Source organism: Caldimonas manganoxidans ATCC BAA-369 (assembly GCF_000381125.1).
Classification (GTDB): domain Bacteria; phylum Pseudomonadota; class Gammaproteobacteria; order Burkholderiales; family Burkholderiaceae_C; genus Caldimonas; species Caldimonas manganoxidans.
The window spans coordinates 170,060-189,522 of the sequence record NZ_KB905930.1 but is presented as its reverse complement, the minus strand read 5'-3'; the positions used below and the strand labels follow the sequence as shown (position 1 = coordinate 189,522).

Annotated in this window: 20 protein-coding genes and 1 tRNA gene; 3 read left to right on the top strand and 18 right to left on the bottom strand. The window is 63.6% G+C overall.

The genetic code is table 11. The annotated features are described in order from the left end of the window. Window positions 1-34 precede the first annotated feature (34 nt). From clpB to F615_RS0101870, 9 genes are all read right to left on the bottom strand, one after another. Window positions 35-2,635, bottom strand: a complete 2,601-nt coding sequence (gene clpB / locus F615_RS0101910) for an ATP-dependent chaperone ClpB (protein ID WP_019559482.1) — start codon at window positions 2,633-2,635, stop codon at window positions 35-37. Between the two features lie 119 nt (window positions 2,636-2,754). Further along, window positions 2,755-3,141, bottom strand: coding sequence for a fluoride efflux transporter CrcB (gene crcB / locus F615_RS0101905; protein ID WP_019559481.1), 387 nt, complete (start codon window positions 3,139-3,141; stop codon window positions 2,755-2,757). Next, window positions 3,141-3,635 (bottom strand): molybdopterin synthase catalytic subunit MoaE, encoded by a 495-nt coding sequence (gene moaE / locus F615_RS0101900; RefSeq protein WP_019559480.1) that lies wholly within the window; start codon window positions 3,633-3,635, stop codon window positions 3,141-3,143. Before moaE ends, crcB begins: the two co-directional genes overlap by 1 nt. 2 nt (window positions 3,636-3,637) lie before the next feature. Continuing rightward, entirely contained in the window at window positions 3,638-3,889 is a 252-nt protein-coding gene (moaD, locus tag F615_RS0101895) for a molybdopterin converting factor subunit 1 (protein WP_026329947.1), read from the bottom strand. Then, window positions 3,886-5,118 carry a molybdopterin molybdotransferase MoeA gene (locus F615_RS0101890; RefSeq protein ID WP_026329946.1) on the bottom strand — a complete coding sequence of 411 codons (1,233 nt, stop codon included), beginning with the start codon at window positions 5,116-5,118 and terminating at the stop codon, window positions 3,886-3,888. The genes moaD and F615_RS0101890 overlap by 4 nt, the downstream gene beginning before the upstream one ends. Further along, window positions 5,030-5,620, bottom strand: coding sequence for a molybdopterin-guanine dinucleotide biosynthesis protein B (gene mobB / locus F615_RS0101885; RefSeq protein ID WP_019559477.1), 591 nt, complete (start codon window positions 5,618-5,620; stop codon window positions 5,030-5,032). Before mobB ends, F615_RS0101890 begins: the two co-directional genes overlap by 89 nt. Window positions 5,621-5,654: 34 nt before the next feature. After that, window positions 5,655-7,064: a threonine synthase gene (gene thrC / locus F615_RS0101880; protein WP_019559476.1), complete on the bottom strand. Its 1,410-nt coding sequence runs from the start codon at window positions 7,062-7,064 to the stop codon at window positions 5,655-5,657. A 4-nt stretch (window positions 7,065-7,068) separates the two neighbouring features. Beyond that, a complete protein-coding gene (locus tag F615_RS0101875; protein ID WP_033370857.1) occupies window positions 7,069-8,403 on the bottom strand; it encodes a homoserine dehydrogenase in 1,335 nt (444 codons plus the stop codon). Further along, window positions 8,400-9,638, bottom strand: a complete 1,239-nt coding sequence (locus F615_RS0101870) for a pyridoxal phosphate-dependent aminotransferase (RefSeq protein WP_019559474.1) — start codon at window positions 9,636-9,638, stop codon at window positions 8,400-8,402. The genes F615_RS0101875 and F615_RS0101870 overlap by 4 nt, the downstream gene beginning before the upstream one ends. Before the next feature lie 131 nt (window positions 9,639-9,769). Here F615_RS0101870 and F615_RS17555 point away from each other — a divergent pair, with 131 nt between their 5' ends. The 3 genes from F615_RS17555 (at window position 9,770) to F615_RS0101855 (ending at window position 12,578) form a co-directional block, all read left to right on the top strand. Then, entirely contained in the window at window positions 9,770-10,219 is a 450-nt protein-coding gene (locus tag F615_RS17555; RefSeq protein WP_019559473.1) for an Mth938-like domain-containing protein, read from the top strand. A 54-nt stretch (window positions 10,220-10,273) separates the two neighbouring features. Further along, on the top strand, window positions 10,274-10,750 hold the full coding sequence (locus tag F615_RS0101860; protein ID WP_026329945.1) for a peroxiredoxin: 477 nt from the start codon (window positions 10,274-10,276) through the stop codon (window positions 10,748-10,750). A 193-nt stretch (window positions 10,751-10,943) separates the two neighbouring features. After that, on the top strand, window positions 10,944-12,578 hold the full coding sequence (locus tag F615_RS0101855) for a PhoH family protein (protein ID WP_019559471.1): 1,635 nt from the start codon (window positions 10,944-10,946) through the stop codon (window positions 12,576-12,578). A gap of 16 nt (window positions 12,579-12,594) precedes the next feature. Here the strand turns inward: F615_RS0101855 and dnaB are convergent, their stop codons facing one another. The 9 genes from dnaB to pheT form a co-directional block, all read right to left on the bottom strand. Further along, on the bottom strand, window positions 12,595-14,022 hold the full coding sequence (gene dnaB / locus F615_RS0101850) for a replicative DNA helicase (protein ID WP_019559470.1): 1,428 nt from the start codon (window positions 14,020-14,022) through the stop codon (window positions 12,595-12,597). Window positions 14,023-14,174: 152 nt separating this feature from the next. Continuing rightward, window positions 14,175-14,627: a 50S ribosomal protein L9 gene (rplI, locus tag F615_RS0101845; protein WP_019559469.1), complete on the bottom strand. Its 453-nt coding sequence runs from the start codon at window positions 14,625-14,627 to the stop codon at window positions 14,175-14,177. A gap of 11 nt (window positions 14,628-14,638) precedes the next feature. Beyond that, a complete protein-coding gene (gene rpsR, locus F615_RS0101840; protein ID WP_019559468.1) occupies window positions 14,639-14,923 on the bottom strand; it encodes a 30S ribosomal protein S18 in 285 nt (94 codons plus the stop codon). A gap of 43 nt (window positions 14,924-14,966) precedes the next feature. After that, window positions 14,967-15,248 carry a primosomal replication protein N gene (gene priB / locus F615_RS0101835; RefSeq protein WP_019559467.1) on the bottom strand — a complete coding sequence of 94 codons (282 nt, stop codon included), beginning with the start codon at window positions 15,246-15,248 and terminating at the stop codon, window positions 14,967-14,969. A gap of 34 nt (window positions 15,249-15,282) precedes the next feature. Continuing rightward, on the bottom strand, window positions 15,283-15,645 hold the full coding sequence (gene rpsF, locus F615_RS0101830) for a 30S ribosomal protein S6 (RefSeq protein ID WP_019559466.1): 363 nt from the start codon (window positions 15,643-15,645) through the stop codon (window positions 15,283-15,285). A 350-nt stretch (window positions 15,646-15,995) separates the two neighbouring features. Then, window positions 15,996-16,072, bottom strand: a tRNA-Pro gene (locus tag F615_RS0101825). Window positions 16,073-16,100: 28 nt separating this feature from the next. Continuing rightward, window positions 16,101-16,568, bottom strand: a complete 468-nt coding sequence (locus F615_RS0101820; protein WP_019559465.1) for a MerR family transcriptional regulator — start codon at window positions 16,566-16,568, stop codon at window positions 16,101-16,103. Window positions 16,569-16,604: 36 nt separating this feature from the next. Continuing rightward, window positions 16,605-16,946: an integration host factor subunit alpha gene (locus tag F615_RS0101815; protein ID WP_019559464.1), complete on the bottom strand. Its 342-nt coding sequence runs from the start codon at window positions 16,944-16,946 to the stop codon at window positions 16,605-16,607. Between the two features lie 71 nt (window positions 16,947-17,017). After that, window positions 17,018-19,438, bottom strand: coding sequence for a phenylalanine--tRNA ligase subunit beta (pheT, locus tag F615_RS0101810; RefSeq protein ID WP_019559463.1), 2,421 nt, complete (start codon window positions 19,436-19,438; stop codon window positions 17,018-17,020). Window positions 19,439-19,463 lie beyond the last annotated feature (25 nt).

Here is a 19,463-nt window from a genome sequence, read left to right as displayed (position 1 = left end):
AGGTTCCGCCAGCGGTGCTGCGGGCCGATCGGACTCAGTGCACGGTGCGGCCGAACACGAACTCGCCGTTTTCCACGCCCACCGGAATCACATCCTTGGGCCCAAAGCGGCCTTCGAGGATGAGGCGAGCGACCGGATTCTCGATGCGATGCTGGATGGCCCGCTTGAGGGGCCGGGCACCGAACACCGGGTCGAAGCCCACCTTGGCCAATTCCGCCAAGGCTTCGGGCGACACCTCCAGCCGCATGTCCATCTTCTCCAGGCGCTGCTCCAACTGCTTGAGCTGAATCTTCGCGATCGCCTCGATGTGCTTCTGGTCCAGGGCGTGGAACACCACCGTCTCGTCGATGCGGTTGAGGAACTCGGGCCGGAAATGCTGTTTGACCTCCGCCCACACCGCCTGGCGAATCAATTCGGGGTCCTGCCCAGCCATCTGCATGATCTGATGCGAGCCCAAGTTGCTGGTCATCACGATCACCGTGTTCTTGAAGTCCACGGTACGACCCTGGCCATCGGTCAGACGGCCATCGTCGAGCACCTGCAACAACACGTTGAACACATCCGGATGGGCTTTTTCCACCTCGTCCAGCAGCAGCACGCTGTAGGGCTTGCGGCGCACGGCTTCGGTCAGGTAGCCCCCTTCGTCATAGCCCACATAGCCCGGCGGCGCGCCAATCAAGCGGCTGACCGAGTGCTTTTCCATGAATTCGCTCATGTCGATGCGAATCATGTGATCATCGCTGTCGAACAAAAAGCCCGCCAAGGCTTTGCACAACTCGGTCTTGCCCACCCCCGTGGGGCCGAGGAACAGGAAGCTGCCCAGCGGCCGGTTCGGGTCCGACAACCCCGCACGCGAGCGACGAATCGCATTGGCCACGGCGGTGATGGCCTCGTCCTGCCCCACCACCCGCTCATGCAGGCGCGCCTCCATCTGCAAGAGCTTCTCACGCTCACCCTGCATGAGCTTGCTTACCGGAATGCCCGTGGCACGCGAGACGACTTCGGCAATTTCTTCGGCTCCCACTTGGGTGCGCAACAAGCGTGGCCGACCACCGTCCTTCGCCCCTTTGGTCTTATCGCTTTCCTTGGCCTGAGCTTCCTTCAGCCGCTTTTCGAGCTCCGGCAGACGGCCGTATTGCAATTCGGCCACTTTGTTGAAGTCACCCTTGCGAGTGAACTCCTCGATCTGGAAGCGAATTTTGTCGATCTCCTCCTTGATCTGCGCCGAGCCCAAGGCGCTGGCCTTCTCCGCCTTCCAGATCTCCTCCAAATCGGCGTATTCGCGCTCCAGGCGCGCAATTTCCTCCTCGATCAGCGCCAAGCGCTTCTTGGAGGCCTCGTCCGTTTCCTTGCGCACCGCCTCGCGCTCGATCTTGAGTTGAATCAAACGCCGATCCAGGCGGTCCATTGCCTCGGGCTTGGAGTCGATTTCGATCTTGATCTTGGCCGCAGCCTCATCGATGAGGTCGATGGCTTTGTCCGGCAAGAAACGATCAGTGATATAGCGATGCGAGAGCTCGGCCGCCGCCACGATGGCCGGGTCGGTGATCTCCACACCGTGATGGACCTCGTATTTCTCCTGCAAGCCGCGCAGAATTGCAATGGTTTGCTCCACGCTGGGCTCGTCCACGAGGATTTTTTGGAAACGACGCTCCAGTGCCGCATCCTTCTCGATGTACTTGCGGTACTCATCCAGCGTGGTGGCGCCAATGCAGTGCAGCTCGCCACGGGCCAACGCCGGCTTGAGCATGTTGCCCGCATCGATGGCGCCTTCGGCCTTGCCCGCGCCGACCATCGTGTGGATTTCATCGATGAACAGGATGATGCGCCCCTCGTCGGCGGCCACCTCCTTGAGCACGGCCTTGAGCCGCTCCTCGAACTCGCCACGGTACTTGGCCCCGGCCAGCAGGCCCGCCATGTCGAGCACCAACACCCGCTTGTCCTTCAGGGTGTCGGGCACCTCGCCGGCCACGATACGCTGCGCCAGACCCTCGACGATGGCCGTCTTACCCACGCCGGGCTCACCGATGAGCACCGGATTGTTCTTCGAGCGGCGCTGCAGCACCTGAATGGCCCGTCGGATTTCATCGTCGCGGCCGATCACCGGATCGAGCTTGCCTTGACGGGCGCGCTCGGTCAGATCGAGCGTGTACTTCTTCAGCGCCTCGCGCTGCCCTTCGGCATCGGCGCTGTCCACCGCTTGCCCGCCGCGCACCGCTTCGATGGCCGCTTCCAGCGATTTGCGGCTCAAGCCATGGTCTCTGGCGATTTGGCCGATGTCGGCCTTGCTGTCGCTCAGCGCCAGCAGGAACATCTCGCTGGCCACGAACTGGTCGCCCCGTTTGAGCGCTTCTTTTTCAGCCGCCTGCAACAACGTGACCGTGTCGCGACCGACCTGCACCTGCTCGGCGCCTTGCACCTGCGGCAGACGCTTGATCGCCGCATCCACCGCCTTGTGCAAGCCGGCCGTGTTCACGCCGGCGCGGGCCAACAAAGCCTTGGGGCCATCGTCTTGCTGCAGCATCGCTAGCAGCACATGGGCCGGTTCGATATATGGGTTGTCGTGAGCCAAGGCCAGGCTTTGGGCGTCGCCCAAGGCCTCTTGGAACTTCGTGGTGAGCTTGTCCAGTCGCATGAGAAACCTCCAACTGCTCCCGCAGGTGGGGCAGGAGCGCCCACTTTCAAGTGGGCCCGGCGCCAAACGCGCCCCCCGAAGCACCAGGTTTGCGCTGGATCAAGCCCCGACGCTTGGCCTCACCCGATTCCGCCGCGCATCAACCGCCAACCCAGGGCGCAGGCCGCCAACGCCCCCAGGACATGACCCAGCCCATGCACAGCCCACAGCAGCCACTGCTCCTTTTGCAGCAGGTGCAGCGACTCCAGCGAAAACGCAGAAAACGTGGTGAACCCCCCGAGAAAACCCGTCACCAACAGCAGGCGCAAACCTTCGTCGGGATGGCGTGCCAGCCAGGCCATGGCCAGTCCCATGCCCAATCCTCCCAGCCAATTGACCAGCAGCGTCCCCAATGGAAAGCCCTTCCACGCCGGGTTGAGCCATGTACTGAGCGCCCAGCGAGCCAGGCCGCCAAGACCGGCACCCACCCCCACGGCCAGCGCCGCGGTCGGATGCAGCGCTCCCATCAGCGCCCCCCCGTTTGGCCAGCGTTGTGGGCCTCGATGCCCCAGCGCCGCAGCGCCTCGTCATCGCTGAGCCGGGCATCGACCCAGCGGGCACCGGCCGGGGTGGTTTCCTTCTTCCAAAACGGTGCCTGGGTCTTGAGGTAGTCCATCAAAAACTCGCAAGCGCGAAACGCTTCGGCCCGATGGGCCGACGTCACGCCCACATAGACGATTTGGTCCTGCGGCTGCAACAAACCGACCCGGTGGATCACCCGCGCGGCGCGGATCTCGAAGCGGCGCTGCGCCTCGTCGATCATGGCCTCGATAGCCTTTTCGGTCATCCCAGGGTAATGCTCCAGCTCCATGCAACGGACGCCTTGGCCGTCGTTGTGGTCTCGCACCGTGCCCACGAAAACCGCCACCGCCCCCACCGCGGGGTCACCGGCCCGCAAGGCCGCCACCTCAGCCCCCAGGTCGAAGTCCTCGGTCTGAATGCGCACACGCGGACCGCCCATGTTCAACCTCCGGTCACCGGGGGGAAGAAGGCCACCTCCGCCCCATCCCGCAGGCGGGCCGATTCATCGCACAACGCCTGGTCCAGTGCCGCGCGCAAGACGCGCCCGGAAGCCAGCACCTCGGCATGGGCCGACGAGCGCGACTGCAGCAACACCCGCAGGCTTCCCACGGTACTGCCTTCGGGCACTTCGATGCTTTCTTGCGGGCCCAGGGCCTCACGGACCGAGGCAAAGTACTTCACCGTGATTCTCATTGCATCCACTCGGCAAACGACAGGAAACGCACCCGGTCCCCTGGAGCGATCGCTTGCCCCGGCGGCACATCGACGACGCCCTCGGCCCACACGGCCGAGGTCAGCACGCCGGAGCTCTGGTTCGGAAACAAGGCCAGGCGCCCGTCCTCTTGGCGACGCACCCGCAAAAACTCACGCCGCCGATCAGGACGCGGCCACTCGAACGCGGCCTCCAACCACACGCCGCGCGGCGCCGTGGGATCGGCCCCTTGCAAGGCCAGCAAGAAGGGACGCACCAGCAACAAAAAGGTGATGAAACTCGACACCGGGTTGCCGGGCAAACCAATGAAGGCCGCATCGCCGCCATCATCGCGTCGGACATGGCCAAAGGCCAAGGGCTTGCCGGGCTTGATCGCGATCTGCCACAGGTCCAAACGTCCCTCGGCCTGCACCGCCGGGCGGATGTGGTCCTCCTCGCCCACGGACACTCCCCCCGAGCTGAGGATCAGATCGTGATCACGGGCCGCCTCGCGCAAAGCCGCACGTGTGGCCTCCAGGCTGTCCGGCACGATGCCCAGGTCGGTACACTCACAGCCGAACTGAGCCAGCAGCCCGCGCAGCGTATCGCGATTGGCGTTGTAGATGGCCCCCGGGCGCAGCGGCTGGCCCGGCATGACGAGCTCATTGCCCGTGGACAGCAAAGCCACTCGCACGCGGCGCACCACCGGCAAGCTCGCTGCACCGGCGGTGGCGGCCAAGCCCAAGGCCTGAGGGCTCAGGCGAAGGCCACGGCCCAACACCACCGAGCCCTCCCGCAAGTCCTCGCCGCGCTGGCGCACCCACTGCCCCGGAGTCGGCACTGCGAGAATCCGCACCGCGCCGTCCAGCGGTTCGCACTGCTCTTGCATCACGACGGCATCGGCGCCCTCCGGCAGCGGCGCCCCGGTGAAAATGCGCGCGGCCGTGCCGGGCTGCAGCACCGCAGCCACTTGTCCAGCCGCCACACGCTGACTCACCGGCAGGACCGCACCGGCCACGGACACATCGGCCGCACGCACGGCGTAACCATCCATTGCACTGTTGGCCTGGGGGGGAACGTCCAGCGGCGAGATCAAATCACGCGCCAGCACCCGGCCCAAGGACTGGGCGGTGGGCAGCTCTTCAATCCCGGAAATCGGCGTAGCCGCTGCCAGCAGCTTGGCCAGCGCCTCCTCCAGGCTGAGCATCGGAGAACGGGGAGCGGTACTCATAGCGATCCTGATTGTGCAACAGGTGCTCCACCACGCTGGACGCATCGTTCAAGTCCAGCACCGGGCGCAAGGTGGCGTAAGGCAACTGCTGCGGGCTGTCCGTGGCGATGGCCGTCACGAAAGGATCCTCGATGTACTGCGCTGGCCGCCCGAGTGCGGCACGCCACACCTCGATCTTGAACAGGTCAGCATGCTTGAAGCCTTCCACCAGCACCCAGTCGCAGTCGTAGAGTTCGGCGATGAGCTGGTGCACGGTGGGTTCGCAGGGCACCTCGAATTCCCGAATCTTGGCCAAACGCCGATCAGAGGCCACCACCACCTCGAAGGCACCGGCTTGCCGGTGGCGCCAAGAGTCCTTGCCGGGATGGTCCACATCGAAGGTGTGATGGGCGTGCTTGACCACCGACACCCGCTGGCCTGCCAGCTTCAAGCCGGCGATCACCTGCTCGACCAGCGTGGTCTTGCCCGACCCGGAGTACCCGCAAAAACCCACCACCTTCATGCTCGCATCCCACGCGCCTGGCAACCGGCACGTCTCAACGGCAATTGTCGGCGATGTAGCGCTTGACCGCGTCGGCATCGACCCCCATGACCGTGAAGCGTTTGGGGAGGTTCTCCAAGCCCTGCAAGGCAGCCGGACGATCGGGCTCACGGCCCAGAGCCTCTCGGATGGTGTGGGCAAACTTGGCCGGCAGCGCCGTCTCGAGCACGATCATCGGCACGCCTGGATCCGTGTGCTCGCGCGCGACCTTCACCCCGTCGGCCGTGTGCGTGTCGATCATGACGCCAAACCGCGCATAGACGTCGCGGATGGTCGCCAGCCGATCGGCATGGGTACTGCGGCCAGAGACGAAGCCATAGTCGGCCACCTTGGCGAACTCGCCCGGCGTGAGCGTGAAAGCCCCAGCCTGCTCCACCGACTCACGAAAAAGCTGCGACGTGCGCTGGGCATCGCGCCCGAGCAAGTCGAACACGAAACGCTCGAAGTTCGAGGCTTTGGAAATATCCATCGACGGGCTGGAGGTCTCGAACGTCTCGGCGGCCTTGCGCACCCGGTAGGTGCCGGTGCGGAAAAACTCATCGAGCACATCGTTTTCATTGGTGGCCACCACCAACCGATGGATTGGCAGCCCCATCATCCGGGCCACGTGACCAGCGCAAACATTGCCGAAATTGCCCGACGGCACGCAAAAACTCACCCGCTCCTCGTTGCTGCGGGTGGCCTGGAAGTAGCCGGCAAAGTAATACACCACTTGGGCCAGCAACCTCGCCCAGTTGATGGAGTTCACCGTACCGATCTTGTAGCGACGCTTGAACTCCAGGTCGTTCGAAACCGCTTTGACGATGTCTTGGCAGTCGTCGAACACCCCCTCGATGGCCAGATTGTGGATGTTCGGATCCTGCAGACTGTACATCTGAGCCTGTTGGAACGGGCTCATGCGGCCGTGCGGAGAGAGCATGAACACGCGCACCCCACGCTTGCCACGCATCGCATACTCGGCAGCGCTGCCCGTGTCGCCCGAAGTCGCGCCCAGGATGTTGAGCTCCTCCGCGCGGCGGCCGAGTTCGTACTCGAACAACTGCCCCAACAGCTGCATCGCCATGTCCTTGAAGGCCAGCGTCGGTCCATTGGACAGTGCCAGCAGGAAAAAGCCCTCCCCCAGCGGCTTGAGCGGCGTGATCGCCTCGGTGCCGAACACGGCCTTGGTGTAGGTGCGCCGGACCAAGGCGCGCAAGTCCTCAGCGGGAATGTCGTCGATGAAGATCGACAGGATTTCGAAGGCGAGCTCGGGATAACTCAAGCCGCGCCAACGCCGCAACGTGGACTCGTCCACGCGGGGGTAGGCCACTGGCAGGTACAGCCCGCCGTCGGGCGCCAGTCCCTCGAGCAGGATTTCCGAGAAGCCGCGCTCGGTGCGGTCGCCGCGGGTGCTGATGTACTTCATGGTCTCAGTTCAGCTCTTCCTTGCGGATGCGCACGATGGGCTCGAGCACCGTGGGCAGGGCCTGCATCTTCGCGATCGCCTCGTTCATGCGGCCTTCGCGGGTCTCGTGCGTCAGGATGATCAGGTCGGTCTGGTTCTCGTCGTCGCCCGCCTCGCGCTGCAGCACGGCATCGATGGAGATGTCGTGCTCGGCCAGGATGCCGGTGATGCGCGCAAGCACGCCGGTCTGGTCGGCCACGCGCAGCCGCAGGTAGAAGGAGGTGACCACGTCCTCGATCGGCAGGACCGGCACGTTGTCCAGCGCGTCGGGCTGGAATGCCAGGTGGGGCACACGATGGTCAGGGTCTGCCGTGTGCAGGCGGGTCACGTCCACCAGGTCGGCCACCACCGCCGAGGCGGTGGGCTCCGAGCCGGCGCCCTTGCCATAGTAGAGCGTCGAGCCCACCGCATCGCCATGCACCACGACCGCGTTCATCGCACCCTCCACGTTGGCGATGAGGCGTTTGGCCGGCACCAGGGTGGGATGCACACGCAGCTCGATACCGCCGCCGGGCAGATCGTCGCGGCGGCGCGTCACGCCCAGCAGCTTGATGCGGTAGCCGAGCTGTTCGGCATAGGTGATGTCGGCCGCCTTCAGCCGGGTGATGCCTTCGACATAGGCCTTGTCGAACTGCATCGGGATGCCGAAGGCGATCGCACTCATGATGGTGGCCTTGTGCGCTGCATCCACGCCTTCGATGTCGAAGGTCGGATCGGCCTCGGCATAACCCAAGCGCTGCGCCTCCCGAAGCACGGTGTCGAAGTCCAGTCCCTTGGAGCGCATCTCGCTCAGGATGAAGTTCGTGGTGCCGTTGATGATGCCGGCGATCCATTGGATGCGGTTGGCCGTGAGGCCCTCGCGCAAAGCCTTGATGATGGGGATGCCGCCGGCCACGGCCGCCTCGAAAGCCACCATGACCCCTTTGTCGCTGGCCGCAGCAAAGATCTCGGTGCCATGCACGGCCAACAGCGCCTTGTTGGCCGTCACCACATGCTTGCCCGCGGCGATGGCCTTGAGCACCAGTTCGCGGGCACGCGTCGTGCCGCCGATCAACTCGACGACGATGTCCACCTGCGGGTCGGTCGCCACCGCGTCCAGATCGTCACTGATCGTGAGATCCGCGCCCAGGGCCGCCCGCGCCTTGGCCGGGTTGCGGGCCCCCACACGGGTCACCACGATGCCACGGCCGGCACGACGCTGGATCTCGGCCTGGTTGCGCGCCAACACGTTGACCACACCGGTGGCGACGACGCCAGCGCCCAGCAGGCCCAGGCGCATCGGATTCTGGAAGGAGTTCATGCGTTCGATCCGTGAGAGTGACGCTTGCGGTAATGCTCGAGGAAGCGGGCGATGCGGCCGATCGCCTCGGCCAAGTCATCGGAGTTGGGCAGGAAGACGAGACGGAAATGGTCGGGATGCGGCCAATTGAATCCGGTACCCTGCACGATGAGCACCTTCTCCTCGGCCAGCAGCTCATAGGCGAATTGCTGGTCATCGGCCACCGGGTACAGCTTGGGGTCCAGGCGCGGGAACATGTACAGCGCCGCCTTGGGCTTGACACAAGTGACCCCGGGAATGTCGGTCAACAGCTTGTGCGCGAGGTCGCGCTGGCGGCACAGGCGGCCGCCCGGCGCGACCAGGTCCTTGATGCTCTGGTAGCCCCCGAGCGCCGTCTGGATGGCCAGTTGACCCGGCGTGTTCGCGCACAAGCGCATCGAAGCCAGCATGTTCAGGCCTTCGATGTAGTCCCGCGCATGCTTCTTCTCGCCCGAAACCACCATCCAGCCGGCCCGGTAGCCACAAGAGCGGTAGTTTTTCGACAGCCCGTTGAACGTGACGAACAGCACATCGTCGGCCAAAGAGGCAATGCTGGTGTGGGTATGCCCGTCGTACAACGTCTTGTCGTAGATCTCGTCGGCAAAAATGATGAGCTGATGCTGCCGTGCGATCTCCACCAGCTCCAGCAACACCGACTCGGGGTACAGCGCGCCCGTCGGGTTGTTCGGGTTGATCACCACCAGCGCCTTGGTGCGCGGCGTGATCTTGGCCCTGATGTCGGCGATGTCGGGCATCCAGTCGGACTGCTCGTCGCACATGTAATGCACCGGCGTGCCCCCGGACAGCGACACCACCGCGGTGTACAGCGGATAGTCGGGCGCAGGGATCAGCACCTCGTCGCCGTCGTTGAGCAGGGCGTTCATGCTCATCGCGATCAGCTCGGACGCCCCATTGCCCAGGTAGACATCATCCACCGTCACGCCGCGGATGTTCTTCTCCTGCGTGTAGTGCACCACCGCCCGGCGCGGCGCGAACAGGCCCTTGGAGTCGGTGTAGCCCGCGGTGTGCGGCAGGTTGCGGATCATGTCCTGCACGATCTCGTCGGGCGGCTCCAGCCCGAACACCGCCAGGTTGCCGATGTTCAGCTTGATGATCTTGTGGCCCTCTTCCTCCATCTCGCGGGCCTTTTCCAGCACCGGCCCACGGATGTCGTAGCAAACGTTGGCCAGCTTGGCCGATTTGGCGACGGGTTTCACAAAAGCACTCCCCGGAAGCAAGCCCCGATTCGGACTGCAACGAACGCAAATGGTGCGATCTTGCTGCGATGCAAAACCTATAATTTAACCATACGCCCACCCACCGCTGACGCCCCAGCCTCCCCCTGCCCGTGAAACTGCAGCCCGATCGCGCCGATGCGTCCTTGAACATCATCACGGCTCTGACGGCCCAGGGCATCACCATCAACGCCGTGGTGCATACCGGCAGCCTGCTGGTGCCATGGCGTGGGCCGGTGCAGTCCTGGGCCTGCCAGAGCGTGACGGATTTGACCGTCGAGGACTTCACCCGTGTGGCGGACCTCGCCCCCGAGGTCGTGCTACTGGGCACCGGTGCACGCCTGCAGTTCGCCCGGCCGCAACTCCTGCAGCCGCTGATGATGCAGCGTATCGGCGTAGAAACGATGGACACCGCCGCGGCCTGCCGCACCTACAACATTCTGGCCAGCGAAGGCCGCAGCGTGGTGGCTTTGCTGATGATGACGCCCCCGCCATCGGCCCATGATGGGCCCCAGCCCCCATCATGGGGCCACCGACCATTGGCAAGGGATATCGGCAGGTGAGAAGCTATAATCTCGGGCTAGGCCTGAACGGGCGCAACCCTCTTCAACACCTACATGACGCCAGCCCTCAATAAACCTCTCCCGGACTTTGAAGCGCTTGCCACGAACGGGGTGAAGTTCACGCCCCAGGCCTACGCAGGTCAGATCGTCGTGCTGTATTTCTATCCCAAGGACAACACCCCGGGATGCACGACCGAGGCCATGCAGTTTCGTGACAAGCACAAAGAATTCGTGAAAGCCGGCGCGGTGGTTTTCGGTGTATCGCGCGACAACATGGCTTCGCACGACAAGTTCAAGCAGAACTTGGAGTTGCCCTTCGAGCTGATCGCCGACACCGAAGAAAAGCTCTGCCACATGTTCGGCGTGGTCAAAAACAAGATCATGTACGGCAAGAAGGTCAAAGGCATCGAGCGCAGCACCTTCGTGATCGATGGCGACGGCATCCTGCGCCACGAATGGCGCGGCATCAAGGTGGCCGGCCATGTGGATGAAGTCCTCAAGGCCGTCAAGGCGCTGAAGAAGGCGGCTTGAAATCTCGCCAGCGTGCCGGGTTCCATCGGCCGTACCGATGCACACGACGTGATGACATTGCACCGCTGCGGTGGCCGTGCATAATGAAGCCATGCCGTCGACCCGATTCGAGAGTCGTCACCGCCGCATCCACGCAAAGCCGCCCAGCTTGCTGTGCGGCTTTTTTGTTTCCGCTGCCTGAACCCGCCTGACGATGCCTCTGCCCAAGCCCCCCACGAAGAAAGCCACCCTGCTGACCCTCTCGGACATTGACGCGCAGAGCGCGCCGCGCAAGACCCCCCGATCGCAAAAATCCGAGCCCAGCTCTCACGGCCTGCTGGAACTGCGCACCGATGCACCGGTTGCGCTGGCGCCGGCGCAGCCTCGTCAGTCCACGCCTGTACCAGTGGCTGCGCAGGCGCAAGCCCCGGCCCGCCCGAAGCGGCCTCAGCGGCAAGGCCCGCCCAAGCTTTTCGTGCTCGACACCAATGTGCTGATGCACGACCCGATGTCGATCTATCGCTTCGAGGAACACGACATCTATTTGCCGATGATCACGCTGGAGGAGCTCGACAGCCACAAGCGGGGCATGTCCGAAGTGGCCCGCAATGCCCGGCAAGTCAGCCGCGAACTCGACGCCCTGGTGGCTCAAACGAATGCCAACTTCCCTGAGGGGGGAGTGCCCTTGTCCAAGACCGGGCATCGCGAAGCCGGGGGGCATCTGTTCTTCCAGACCCAGCTCGTGGACGTGCAATTGCCCGTGGGATTACCCCAGGGCAAGGCCGACAACCAGATCCTCGGCGTCGTGCAATCGCTGCGCCAGAAGCATCCCGACCGCGAGGTGGTGTTGGTGTCCAAAGACATCAACATGCGCATCAAGGCACGTGCCTTGGGGCTGCCGGCCGAGGACTACTACAACGACAAAACACTCGAGGACGGCGACCTGCTCTACACCGGCGTGTTGCCGCTGCCGGTCGATTTTTGGGAGCGCCATGGCAAGACCATGGAAAGCTGGCAGCAAGCGGGCCACACCTACTACCGCATCAGCGGCCCCTTGGTGCCGGCACTGCTGATCAATCAATTCGTCTATCTCGAAGCCCCCGGCGTGACGCCACTGTACGCACGCGTCACCGAGATCACGGGCAAAACCGCCGTGTTGCGCACCTGCAAGGAATACACCCACCAAAAGAATGCCGTGTGGGGCATCACGGCGCGCAACCGGGAGCAAAACTTCGCGCTCAACCTGCTGATGGACCCGGAGTGCGACTTCGTCACCCTCACCGGCACGGCCGGCACCGGCAAGACCCTGATGACGCTGGCCGCTGCCCTCAGTCAAGTCCTCGAGGAGCGACGCTACACCGAAATCATCGTGACCCGGGTCACCGTGCCGGTGGGTGAGGACATCGGCTACCTGCCCGGCACGGAAGAAGAAAAAATGTCGCCGTGGATGGGCGCTTTGGACGACAACCTGGAAGTGCTCGCTCGCACCGACACCAGCGCCGGCGAATGGGGACGGGCCGCCACCCAAGAACTGGTGCGATCCAAAGTGAAGATCAAGAGCATGAACTTCATGCGTGGGCGCACTTTCCTGAACAAGTTCGTCATCATCGACGAAGCCCAGAATCTGACCCCCAAGCAAATGAAGACGCTCATCACCCGGGCCGGTCCTGGCACGAAGATCGTCTGCTTGGGCAACCTCGCGCAAATCGATACGCCCTACCTCACCGAAGGCAGTTCAGGCCTGACGTATGCCGTGGACCGATTCAAGGGCTGGCCGCACAGCGGGCATGTCACGCTGGCTCGCGGCGAGCGTTCGCGCTTGGCCGATTTCGCCAGCGAAGTGCTCTGAACGATCGAAGGGGGCCTCAGTAGTCGCCGCCCCCGAGCGCACCGGGCGCCAGATTCTCGAACTTGGTCAACGGCTTCAGGAAAGTGAGCTTGACGGTTCCGACCGGGCCGTTGCGCTGCTTGCCGATGATGATTTCGGCCACACCAGGCTCCTTGCATTGGTCCTTGGTGTAGTACTCGTCACGGTAGATGAACATGATGACGTCGGCATCTTGCTCGATCGCCCCCGATTCCCGCAGATCGCTCATCATCGGGCGCTTGTCGGTGCGGCTCTCGACACTGCGGTTGAGCTGAGAAAGCGCAATGACGGGACAGCGCAGTTCTTTGGCAAGAGCCTTGAGGCCACGTGAGATTTCGCCGATCACGGTGGCGCGGTTTTCTTCACTGCTGCCAGAGCTGCCGCTCATCAACTGCAAGTAGTCGACGATGATCAGACCAAGCTGGCCGCATTGACGCGCCTGGCGGCGGGCCCGCGCGCGCAGCTCACTGGGCGACAACCCTGGCGTCTCATCGATGAAGATGCTCGCGTTGCGCAGCTTCTCCACCGCCTCGGACAGCCGCGACCACTCATCGTCGCGCAAAGCGCCGGTGCGCAGATGGCTTTGGTCGATGCGGCCGAGCGAGCCCACCACCCGCAGCGCCAATTGGGCCGCCCCCATCTCCATCGAGAAAATCACCACCGGTAGCCCCTCATGGACGGCCACATGCTCCCCGATGTTCAGGGCAAAGGCGGTTTTACCCATGGACGGACGCGCCGCCAAGATGATCAGATCGCCCGGTTGCAGACCCGAGGTCATGCGGTCCAGATCGTAGAAGCCGGTACGCACCCCCGTGACATCCTCGGCGCCATTCTCGGCCAGCTCTTGCACGCGGTCGAGCAATTGCACGACCAGAGATTCCATCGAATGGAACCCCTGTTTGCCGCGGTTGCCCTCTTCGCCGATCTGGAAGATGCGCCCTTCGGCTTCGTCCAGGATCTGCGACACCGGGCGACCTTGTGGATTGAAGGCCGCCGTGGCGATCTCGTCGCTAGCCGAGACGAGTTTGCGCAAGATGGCGCGCTCTCGCACGATCTCCGCATAGCGGCGCAGGTTGGCCGCACTGGGCACGCTCTGCGCCAGCGCATTCAGATACACCAGACCACCACATTCTTCAGCCTTGCCCAAGCTTTGCAAGTGCTCGAACACCGTGATCACATCGGCCGGCTTGTTGGCGTTGATCAGTTGGCCGATGGCCGCGTAGATCAGGCGGTGCTCATGACGGTAGAAGTCGCTCTCCGTGAGCAAATCGCCGGCGCGGTCCCACGCTCCGTTGTCCAGCAGCAAGCCCCCCAACACGCTTTGCTCGGCTTCGACGGAATGCGGAGGAATGCGCAAACGCGCCACCTCGTCGTCCTGGCGACGAGGGGTCTCGGGAAAGGACGAACCTGAGACGATGGCGGACATAAGTCGAGTAGGTTAAGACGAGCCCCGCCGTGGGGCAAGGAACAAGTCTGTGGATATCTCGGGGACAGCCTGTGCCTTTGTGCAGAACAAGCTGTGTAGAAAACGAAAAGGCCGGTGCGAGGCACCGGCCTGTGTCGCACAGCCTTGCGTCTTCAGGCGGTTTCACCCACCACCGAGACCAGCACTTCCACCACCACGTCGGTGTGCAGCCCCACCGTCACCGGGTGTTCGCCCACGGTCTTGATCGGGCCGTTGGGCAAGCGGATCTGCGACTTGTGCACCTGGAAGCCCAGCTTGCCCAGAGCTTCGGCAATGTCGATGTTCGTGACCGAACCGAACAGACGGCCGTCCACCCCAGCCTTTTGGGTGACTTGCACCGTCTTGCCGTTGATCTTCTCGCCCAAGGCCTGGGCAGCGGCGAGTTTCTCGGCGGCGGCCTTCTCGAGTTCGGCTCGCTTGGCTTCGAACTCCTTGATGGCCGCCTCCGTGGCGCGACGGGCCGCCCCCGTGGGAATCAGGAAGTTGCGGGCATAGCCGTCCTTGACCTTGACCACATCACCGAGGTTGCCCAGATTGGCGACTTTTTCCAGCAGGATGATTTGCATGTCTGGACTCCTCAAACCTTGTGCTGATCGGTATACGGCAGCAAAGCCAGGAAACGGGCGCGCTTGATGGCCGTCGAGAGCTGACGCTGATAAATGGCGCGCGTGCCAGTCAGACGGGCGGGCGTGATCTTGCCGTTCTCACCAATGAAATCGCGCAAGGTATCGACATCCTTGTAATCGATCTCCTCGACGCCAGCGACGGTAAAGCGGCAGAAACGCTTGCGCTTGAACAGCAGCGACTGCTGATTGCGCTTGGACTTGCGATCCTTTGAGAGCTTGCTACGGGGCGCAGCCATGATGGAACTTTCCTAATTGATCTATCCGAAGATTAACGATGCACTAAAGCAGGCCAGTGATGTGCAACACCACGCCGCGGCCATTGCGCTGAGAGGCCAGAAATCCAGCGAAGCGATGGACACTGCCCATCTCGACGCGGCTCAACTGCTCCGCCAAAGCCCCGATCACCACCGCTTTGAGGTCCATGCGGACTTTGCGCGGGATGGCGGCTTCCATCAACGTGGACTCGTGCGACAGCAGCAAGTCGAGCGCAGGAAGTCCGGCCGGGGTATAGCGCAGCGCACCTCGCTCAGTCACCCGAGCTTCCAGCATCACCTGGTTCATGCTCGGCAACCGACGGCACGCGGCAGCACCTCATTCAGGCAGCCGCCTCCTGTTGCGACTTGCGGGCCTCTTCCTTCTCGACGGCCTTCATCATGACCGACGGCGCGGTCTCGGCCTTGCGCTTTTGCACCGTCAAATGCCGCAGCACGGCGTCATTGAAGCGGAACGCCGTCTCCAGCTCGGCCAAGGTTTCTTTGCTGCACTCGATGTTCAAGCACACATAGTGGGCCTTGGCGAGCTTCTGGATCATGTAGGCCAACTGGCGACGGCCCCAATCCTCGACACGGTGGACCTTGCCACCTGCGGAGGTGACCATGCCCTTGTAGCGCTCGAGCATGGCGCCGACCTGCTCGCTTTGATCCGGATGGATCAATAGGACGATTTCATAGTGACGCATTGACACTCCTTGTGGATTCCCATCGAGATGGGTGGGTAAGCCGCCCCGGGCGTCAAGGCAGGCTCCATAGGAGCCTGCCCACGAGTGCGGCAAGGAACGAAAGCGCAAGATTATATCGAAAATCAGAGCGCCCCTCTCGTCGAGACTCGGGGCCCCTCATTGCCGGGATGCCGCCCGGCAAGGCCGCTCCAGACACCCATACGCCCGTGCGCCCATACGCCCTGCCCCCTCGCGCGGTTGGGACTGGCTGGCCAAGGTAGGCAAGGCCCGATGGCCGCACGCGACACTGCCTCCCCGAGCCCTCAAGCAAAAAGCCCGGCGCCTTGTCGGCACCGGGCTTTCGCATTCGATGGTCGGGGTGGCGGGATTCGAACTCGCGACCCCTTGCACCCCATGCAAGTGCGCTACCAGGCTGCGCTACACCCCGACGAAGCCTTGAATTATAGGCACAAATTTCACTCTTGTGCCAGGATGGCCCGGATGGACAGCAATTCTTCGCGCAGCTGCTGCAAGCCATAGATCGAGCGGGGCGCGACAGACGGGGCCGCGTCCTGGGCTGAACTGCCCTTGGCTCCCGGGTCCGTGGCCGAATCCGGGGCCGCCGCCCCCACCGCACGGCGGTCCGAGCCCTCGGCGTCGAGAGCCGCCTCCATGCCACGGCCGGCCAAGCCCATCTCCGCGAGCCGATTGCGCGCCCCGCTGATCGTGAAACCGTGTTCGTAGAGCAGTTCTCGGATGCGGCGAATGAGCAACACCTCGTGGTGCTGGTAATAGCGCCGATTGCCGCGCCGCTTCATCGGCTTGAGCTGCGTGAACTCCTGCTCCCAATACCGCAGCACATAGGGTTTGACGCCGCACAGTTCACTGACCTCACCGATGGTGAAGTAGCGCTTGGCAGGAATGGCTGGGAGCGCCTTCTCCATTGAAAATCAATGAGATCGTACCGAAGAGTTCAGACTTTACTCGAAGTCTTCCGCCAATGGGGTTTGCCCTTGCACCAGGGCCTTGAGCTTGTGGCTGGCGTGAAATGTGACCACATTGCGCGCTTTGATCGGGATGGACTCCCCGGTGCGCGGATTGCGCCCGGGGCGCGGGGCCTTGCGCCGGATCTGGAAATTGCCGAAACCCGAGAGTTTCACATCCTCGCCGCGGCTCAGGCTGTCATGGATGATCTCGAAGAAGGCCTCCACCATGTCCTTGGACTCACGCTTGTTCAGCCCCAAACGCTCGAACAGCAGATCAGCCAATTCCGCCTTGGTCAAGGTCGGCGTCTCGATCACCGGGAGGATCACTCGGTCCATCTCATACTCCATCCATCCAACCACGCCAGCAGGGGCAGCACCGAGCCGGCCCGGCATCTGACGGCCTGCGCTCAGGCCCGCAACCTCGCTCCAAAACGCTGGCTCAGCGTATCGACCACGGCTCGCACGGCGGCATCGATGCGCTCATCGGTAAGACCTCCTCGGTCATCCAACAACTCCAATCGCAACGCCAGACTGCGCTGCCCGGGGCCAATCTCCGGCGTCGGCGTTTTGGGACGGTATACATCGAAGAGCACGGCCTGGCGCACCAGCCCGTCGGTGGGCGCCTGCATGATGGCTTGCAGCAATGCATCATGCGTCACGCCTTCGCGCACGATGACGGCAATGTCGCGCCACACCGGTTGCTGGCGCGAAATCGGCCGGTACACCGGCAGCGGACGCTGCAACAACGCCTCGGCGTCGAGCTCGAACACCACCGGGGCGAGCGGCAGTTCATAGCGCTGGCGCCAGCGCGGGTGCAACTCGCCCACATGTCCCACCACACGGCCATCGACCACCACGCGAGCACAACGCCCCGGATGCAGCGCAGGATGCTCCCCAGGTTCGAACCGAGCTTGCAGCGGTGCCAACAAGGTCTCGACATCGCCTTTGACGTCAAAGAAATCGACCACGCGATCCTCGCGTCCCCACTGCAGCTCATCCACCGGGCCATAAGCCAGCCCGCTCACATACAACGGTTGACGCAGCCCGGCCACCGTCGTGTCCGAGTCGACCACCGATGCATCGCGCAAGAACACCTTGCCCGCCTCGAACACACGCACCCTGGAGGCCTTGCGCGCCAAGTTGAACCGCAGCACCTGCACCAAGCTGCCGATCAGGCTGGATCGCATCACGCTCAAGGGCGCTGCAATGGGATTGAGCAACTGGATCGGACGCTCATTGCCAGCGAAATCGCGTTCCCACTGAGGCTCGACGAAGCTAAAGTTCAACGTTTCCTGATAGTCCAATGCCGCCAGGGCATGACGCACGGCATGCAGGCTACGGCGCGACTCCGAGCGCACCTTGGCCACCGTGGGCGCCAGCGGTGGGGTATCCGGCAGCCGGTCGTAGCCCAGCACACGGATCACTTCCTCGATCAGGTCTTCCTCGATTTGCAGATCGAAGCGCCAACTGGGCGGCTGCACGGTCAGACACCCCGGCTCCTGCGCAACTTGCAGGCCCAGACGGCGGAACACGCCGACGCAGTCCTCTTGCGTGACCGGCATGCCGATGACTCTGCTGGCCCGCTCCACTCGCAACTTGACGGGCGCACGCTCAGGCAGACGCAGCACTTGGTCATCGATCGGTCCGGCTTGGCCACCACAGATGTCCAGCACCAGCTGCGAAATGCGCTCGATGACGTCCACCGTCCGCGCCGGATCGACGCCGCGCTCGAAGCGATGCCCCGCGTCGGTCGAGAAGTTGTAGCGGCGCGAACGGCCGGCCACGGCCTTGGGCCACCAAAACGCCGCCTCCACATAAATGTTGCGGGTGTGATCGGACGTCGACGTGCGCTCCCCACCCATGATGCCGGCCAGCGATTCGACGGCCTCATCGTCGGCGATCACGCCGACTTGCCCGTCGAGCTCGATGGTCTCACCGTTGAGCAGCTCCAGGCGCTCGCCCGGGCGCCCCCAGCGCACCGTCAGCCCCCCATGGATCTTGTCGAGGTCGAAAATGTGAGTGGGCTGGCCATACTCGAACATCACATAGTTCGAGATGTCCACCAACGCATTGACCGAACGCTGGCCACAACGCGCCAAACGCTGCACCATCCAGGCCGGCGTGGCTGCCCGCGGATTCACGTGCCGGATGATGCGCCCGGAAAACCGCCCGCACAAGTCTGGTGCCTCGATGCGCACCGGCAGCCTGTCGGCATGACTCACACTCACCGGCGGGAAAACCGGTTGTTTCAACGGCGCACCGGTCAGCGCCGACACCTCCCGTGCAATGCCATAAACACTCAGACAATGCGCCAGGTTGGGCGTGAGCTTGAGCGTGAACAGCGTGTCGTCCAGCGACAACACCTCGCGCAGGTCGCGCCCCACCGGTGCGTCCTCATCCAGCACCAGCAAGCCCTCGTGATCGTCGGAGAGCTTGAGTTCGCGCGCCGAGCACAGCATGCCCTGGCTTTCCACTCCTCGGAGTTGGCCAAGTTTGATGCGCACGGGTTCGCCCCCGTCTTGCGCCGGCGGCAGCTGCGCCCCCACCAGCGCACAGGGCACCTTCAGCCCCGCGCGCACATTGGGCGCACCGCACACGATTTGCAGTGTTTGCCCCGTGCCGGCATCGACGCGGCACACATTCAGTCGATCGGCGTTGGGGTGCCGCTCCACCTCCAGCACTCGGGCCACGACCACCGATGAAAACGGCGGGGCCACGGGACGCAGCTCCTCCACTTCCAGACCGGCCATCGTCAGCAGTTCGGCCAGGGCTTCGGTGCTCAGCGGCGGGTCACAGAACTCGCGCAACCAGGACTCGGGAAATTGCACGTCGTCTTCCTTGCAGACAGAGTCT

What these genes read in the sequence shown, in the direction of transcription:
- F615_RS0101855 (WP_019559471.1), top strand. Translation starts at nt 10,944, where the DNA reads ATGCCTCTGCCCAAGCCCCCCACGAAGAAAGCCACCCTGCTGACCCTC.
- moaD (WP_026329947.1), bottom strand. Translation starts at nt 3,889, where the DNA reads ATGAGAATCACGGTGAAGTACTTTGCCTCGGTCCGTGAGGCCCTGGGC.
- F615_RS0101860 (WP_026329945.1), top strand. Translation starts at nt 10,274, where the DNA reads ATGACGCCAGCCCTCAATAAACCTCTCCCGGACTTTGAAGCGCTTGCC.
- rplI (WP_019559469.1), bottom strand. Translation starts at nt 14,627, where the DNA reads ATGCAAATCATCCTGCTGGAAAAAGTCGCCAATCTGGGCAACCTCGGT.
- F615_RS0101890 (WP_026329946.1), bottom strand. Translation starts at nt 5,118, where the DNA reads ATGAGTACCGCTCCCCGTTCTCCGATGCTCAGCCTGGAGGAGGCGCTG.
- crcB (WP_019559481.1), bottom strand. Translation starts at nt 3,141, where the DNA reads ATGGGAGCGCTGCATCCGACCGCGGCGCTGGCCGTGGGGGTGGGTGCC.
- dnaB (WP_019559470.1), bottom strand. Translation starts at nt 14,022, where the DNA reads ATGTCCGCCATCGTCTCAGGTTCGTCCTTTCCCGAGACCCCTCGTCGC.
- moaE (WP_019559480.1), bottom strand. Translation starts at nt 3,635, where the DNA reads ATGGGCGGTCCGCGTGTGCGCATTCAGACCGAGGACTTCGACCTGGGG.
- rpsR (WP_019559468.1), bottom strand. Translation starts at nt 14,923, where the DNA reads ATGGCTGCGCCCCGTAGCAAGCTCTCAAAGGATCGCAAGTCCAAGCGC.
- clpB (WP_019559482.1), bottom strand. Translation starts at nt 2,635, where the DNA reads ATGCGACTGGACAAGCTCACCACGAAGTTCCAAGAGGCCTTGGGCGAC.
- F615_RS0101815 (WP_019559464.1), bottom strand. Translation starts at nt 16,946, where the DNA reads ATGGACCGAGTGATCCTCCCGGTGATCGAGACGCCGACCTTGACCAAG.
- thrC (WP_019559476.1), bottom strand. Translation starts at nt 7,064, where the DNA reads ATGAAGTACATCAGCACCCGCGGCGACCGCACCGAGCGCGGCTTCTCG.
- F615_RS0101820 (WP_019559465.1), bottom strand. Translation starts at nt 16,568, where the DNA reads ATGGAGAAGGCGCTCCCAGCCATTCCTGCCAAGCGCTACTTCACCATC.
- rpsF (WP_019559466.1), bottom strand. Translation starts at nt 15,645, where the DNA reads ATGCGTCACTATGAAATCGTCCTATTGATCCATCCGGATCAAAGCGAG.
- priB (WP_019559467.1), bottom strand. Translation starts at nt 15,248, where the DNA reads ATGAACCAGGTGATGCTGGAAGCTCGGGTGACTGAGCGAGGTGCGCTG.
- F615_RS0101875 (WP_033370857.1), bottom strand. Translation starts at nt 8,403, where the DNA reads ATGAACTCCTTCCAGAATCCGATGCGCCTGGGCCTGCTGGGCGCTGGC.
- mobB (WP_019559477.1), bottom strand. Translation starts at nt 5,620, where the DNA reads ATGAAGGTGGTGGGTTTTTGCGGGTACTCCGGGTCGGGCAAGACCACG.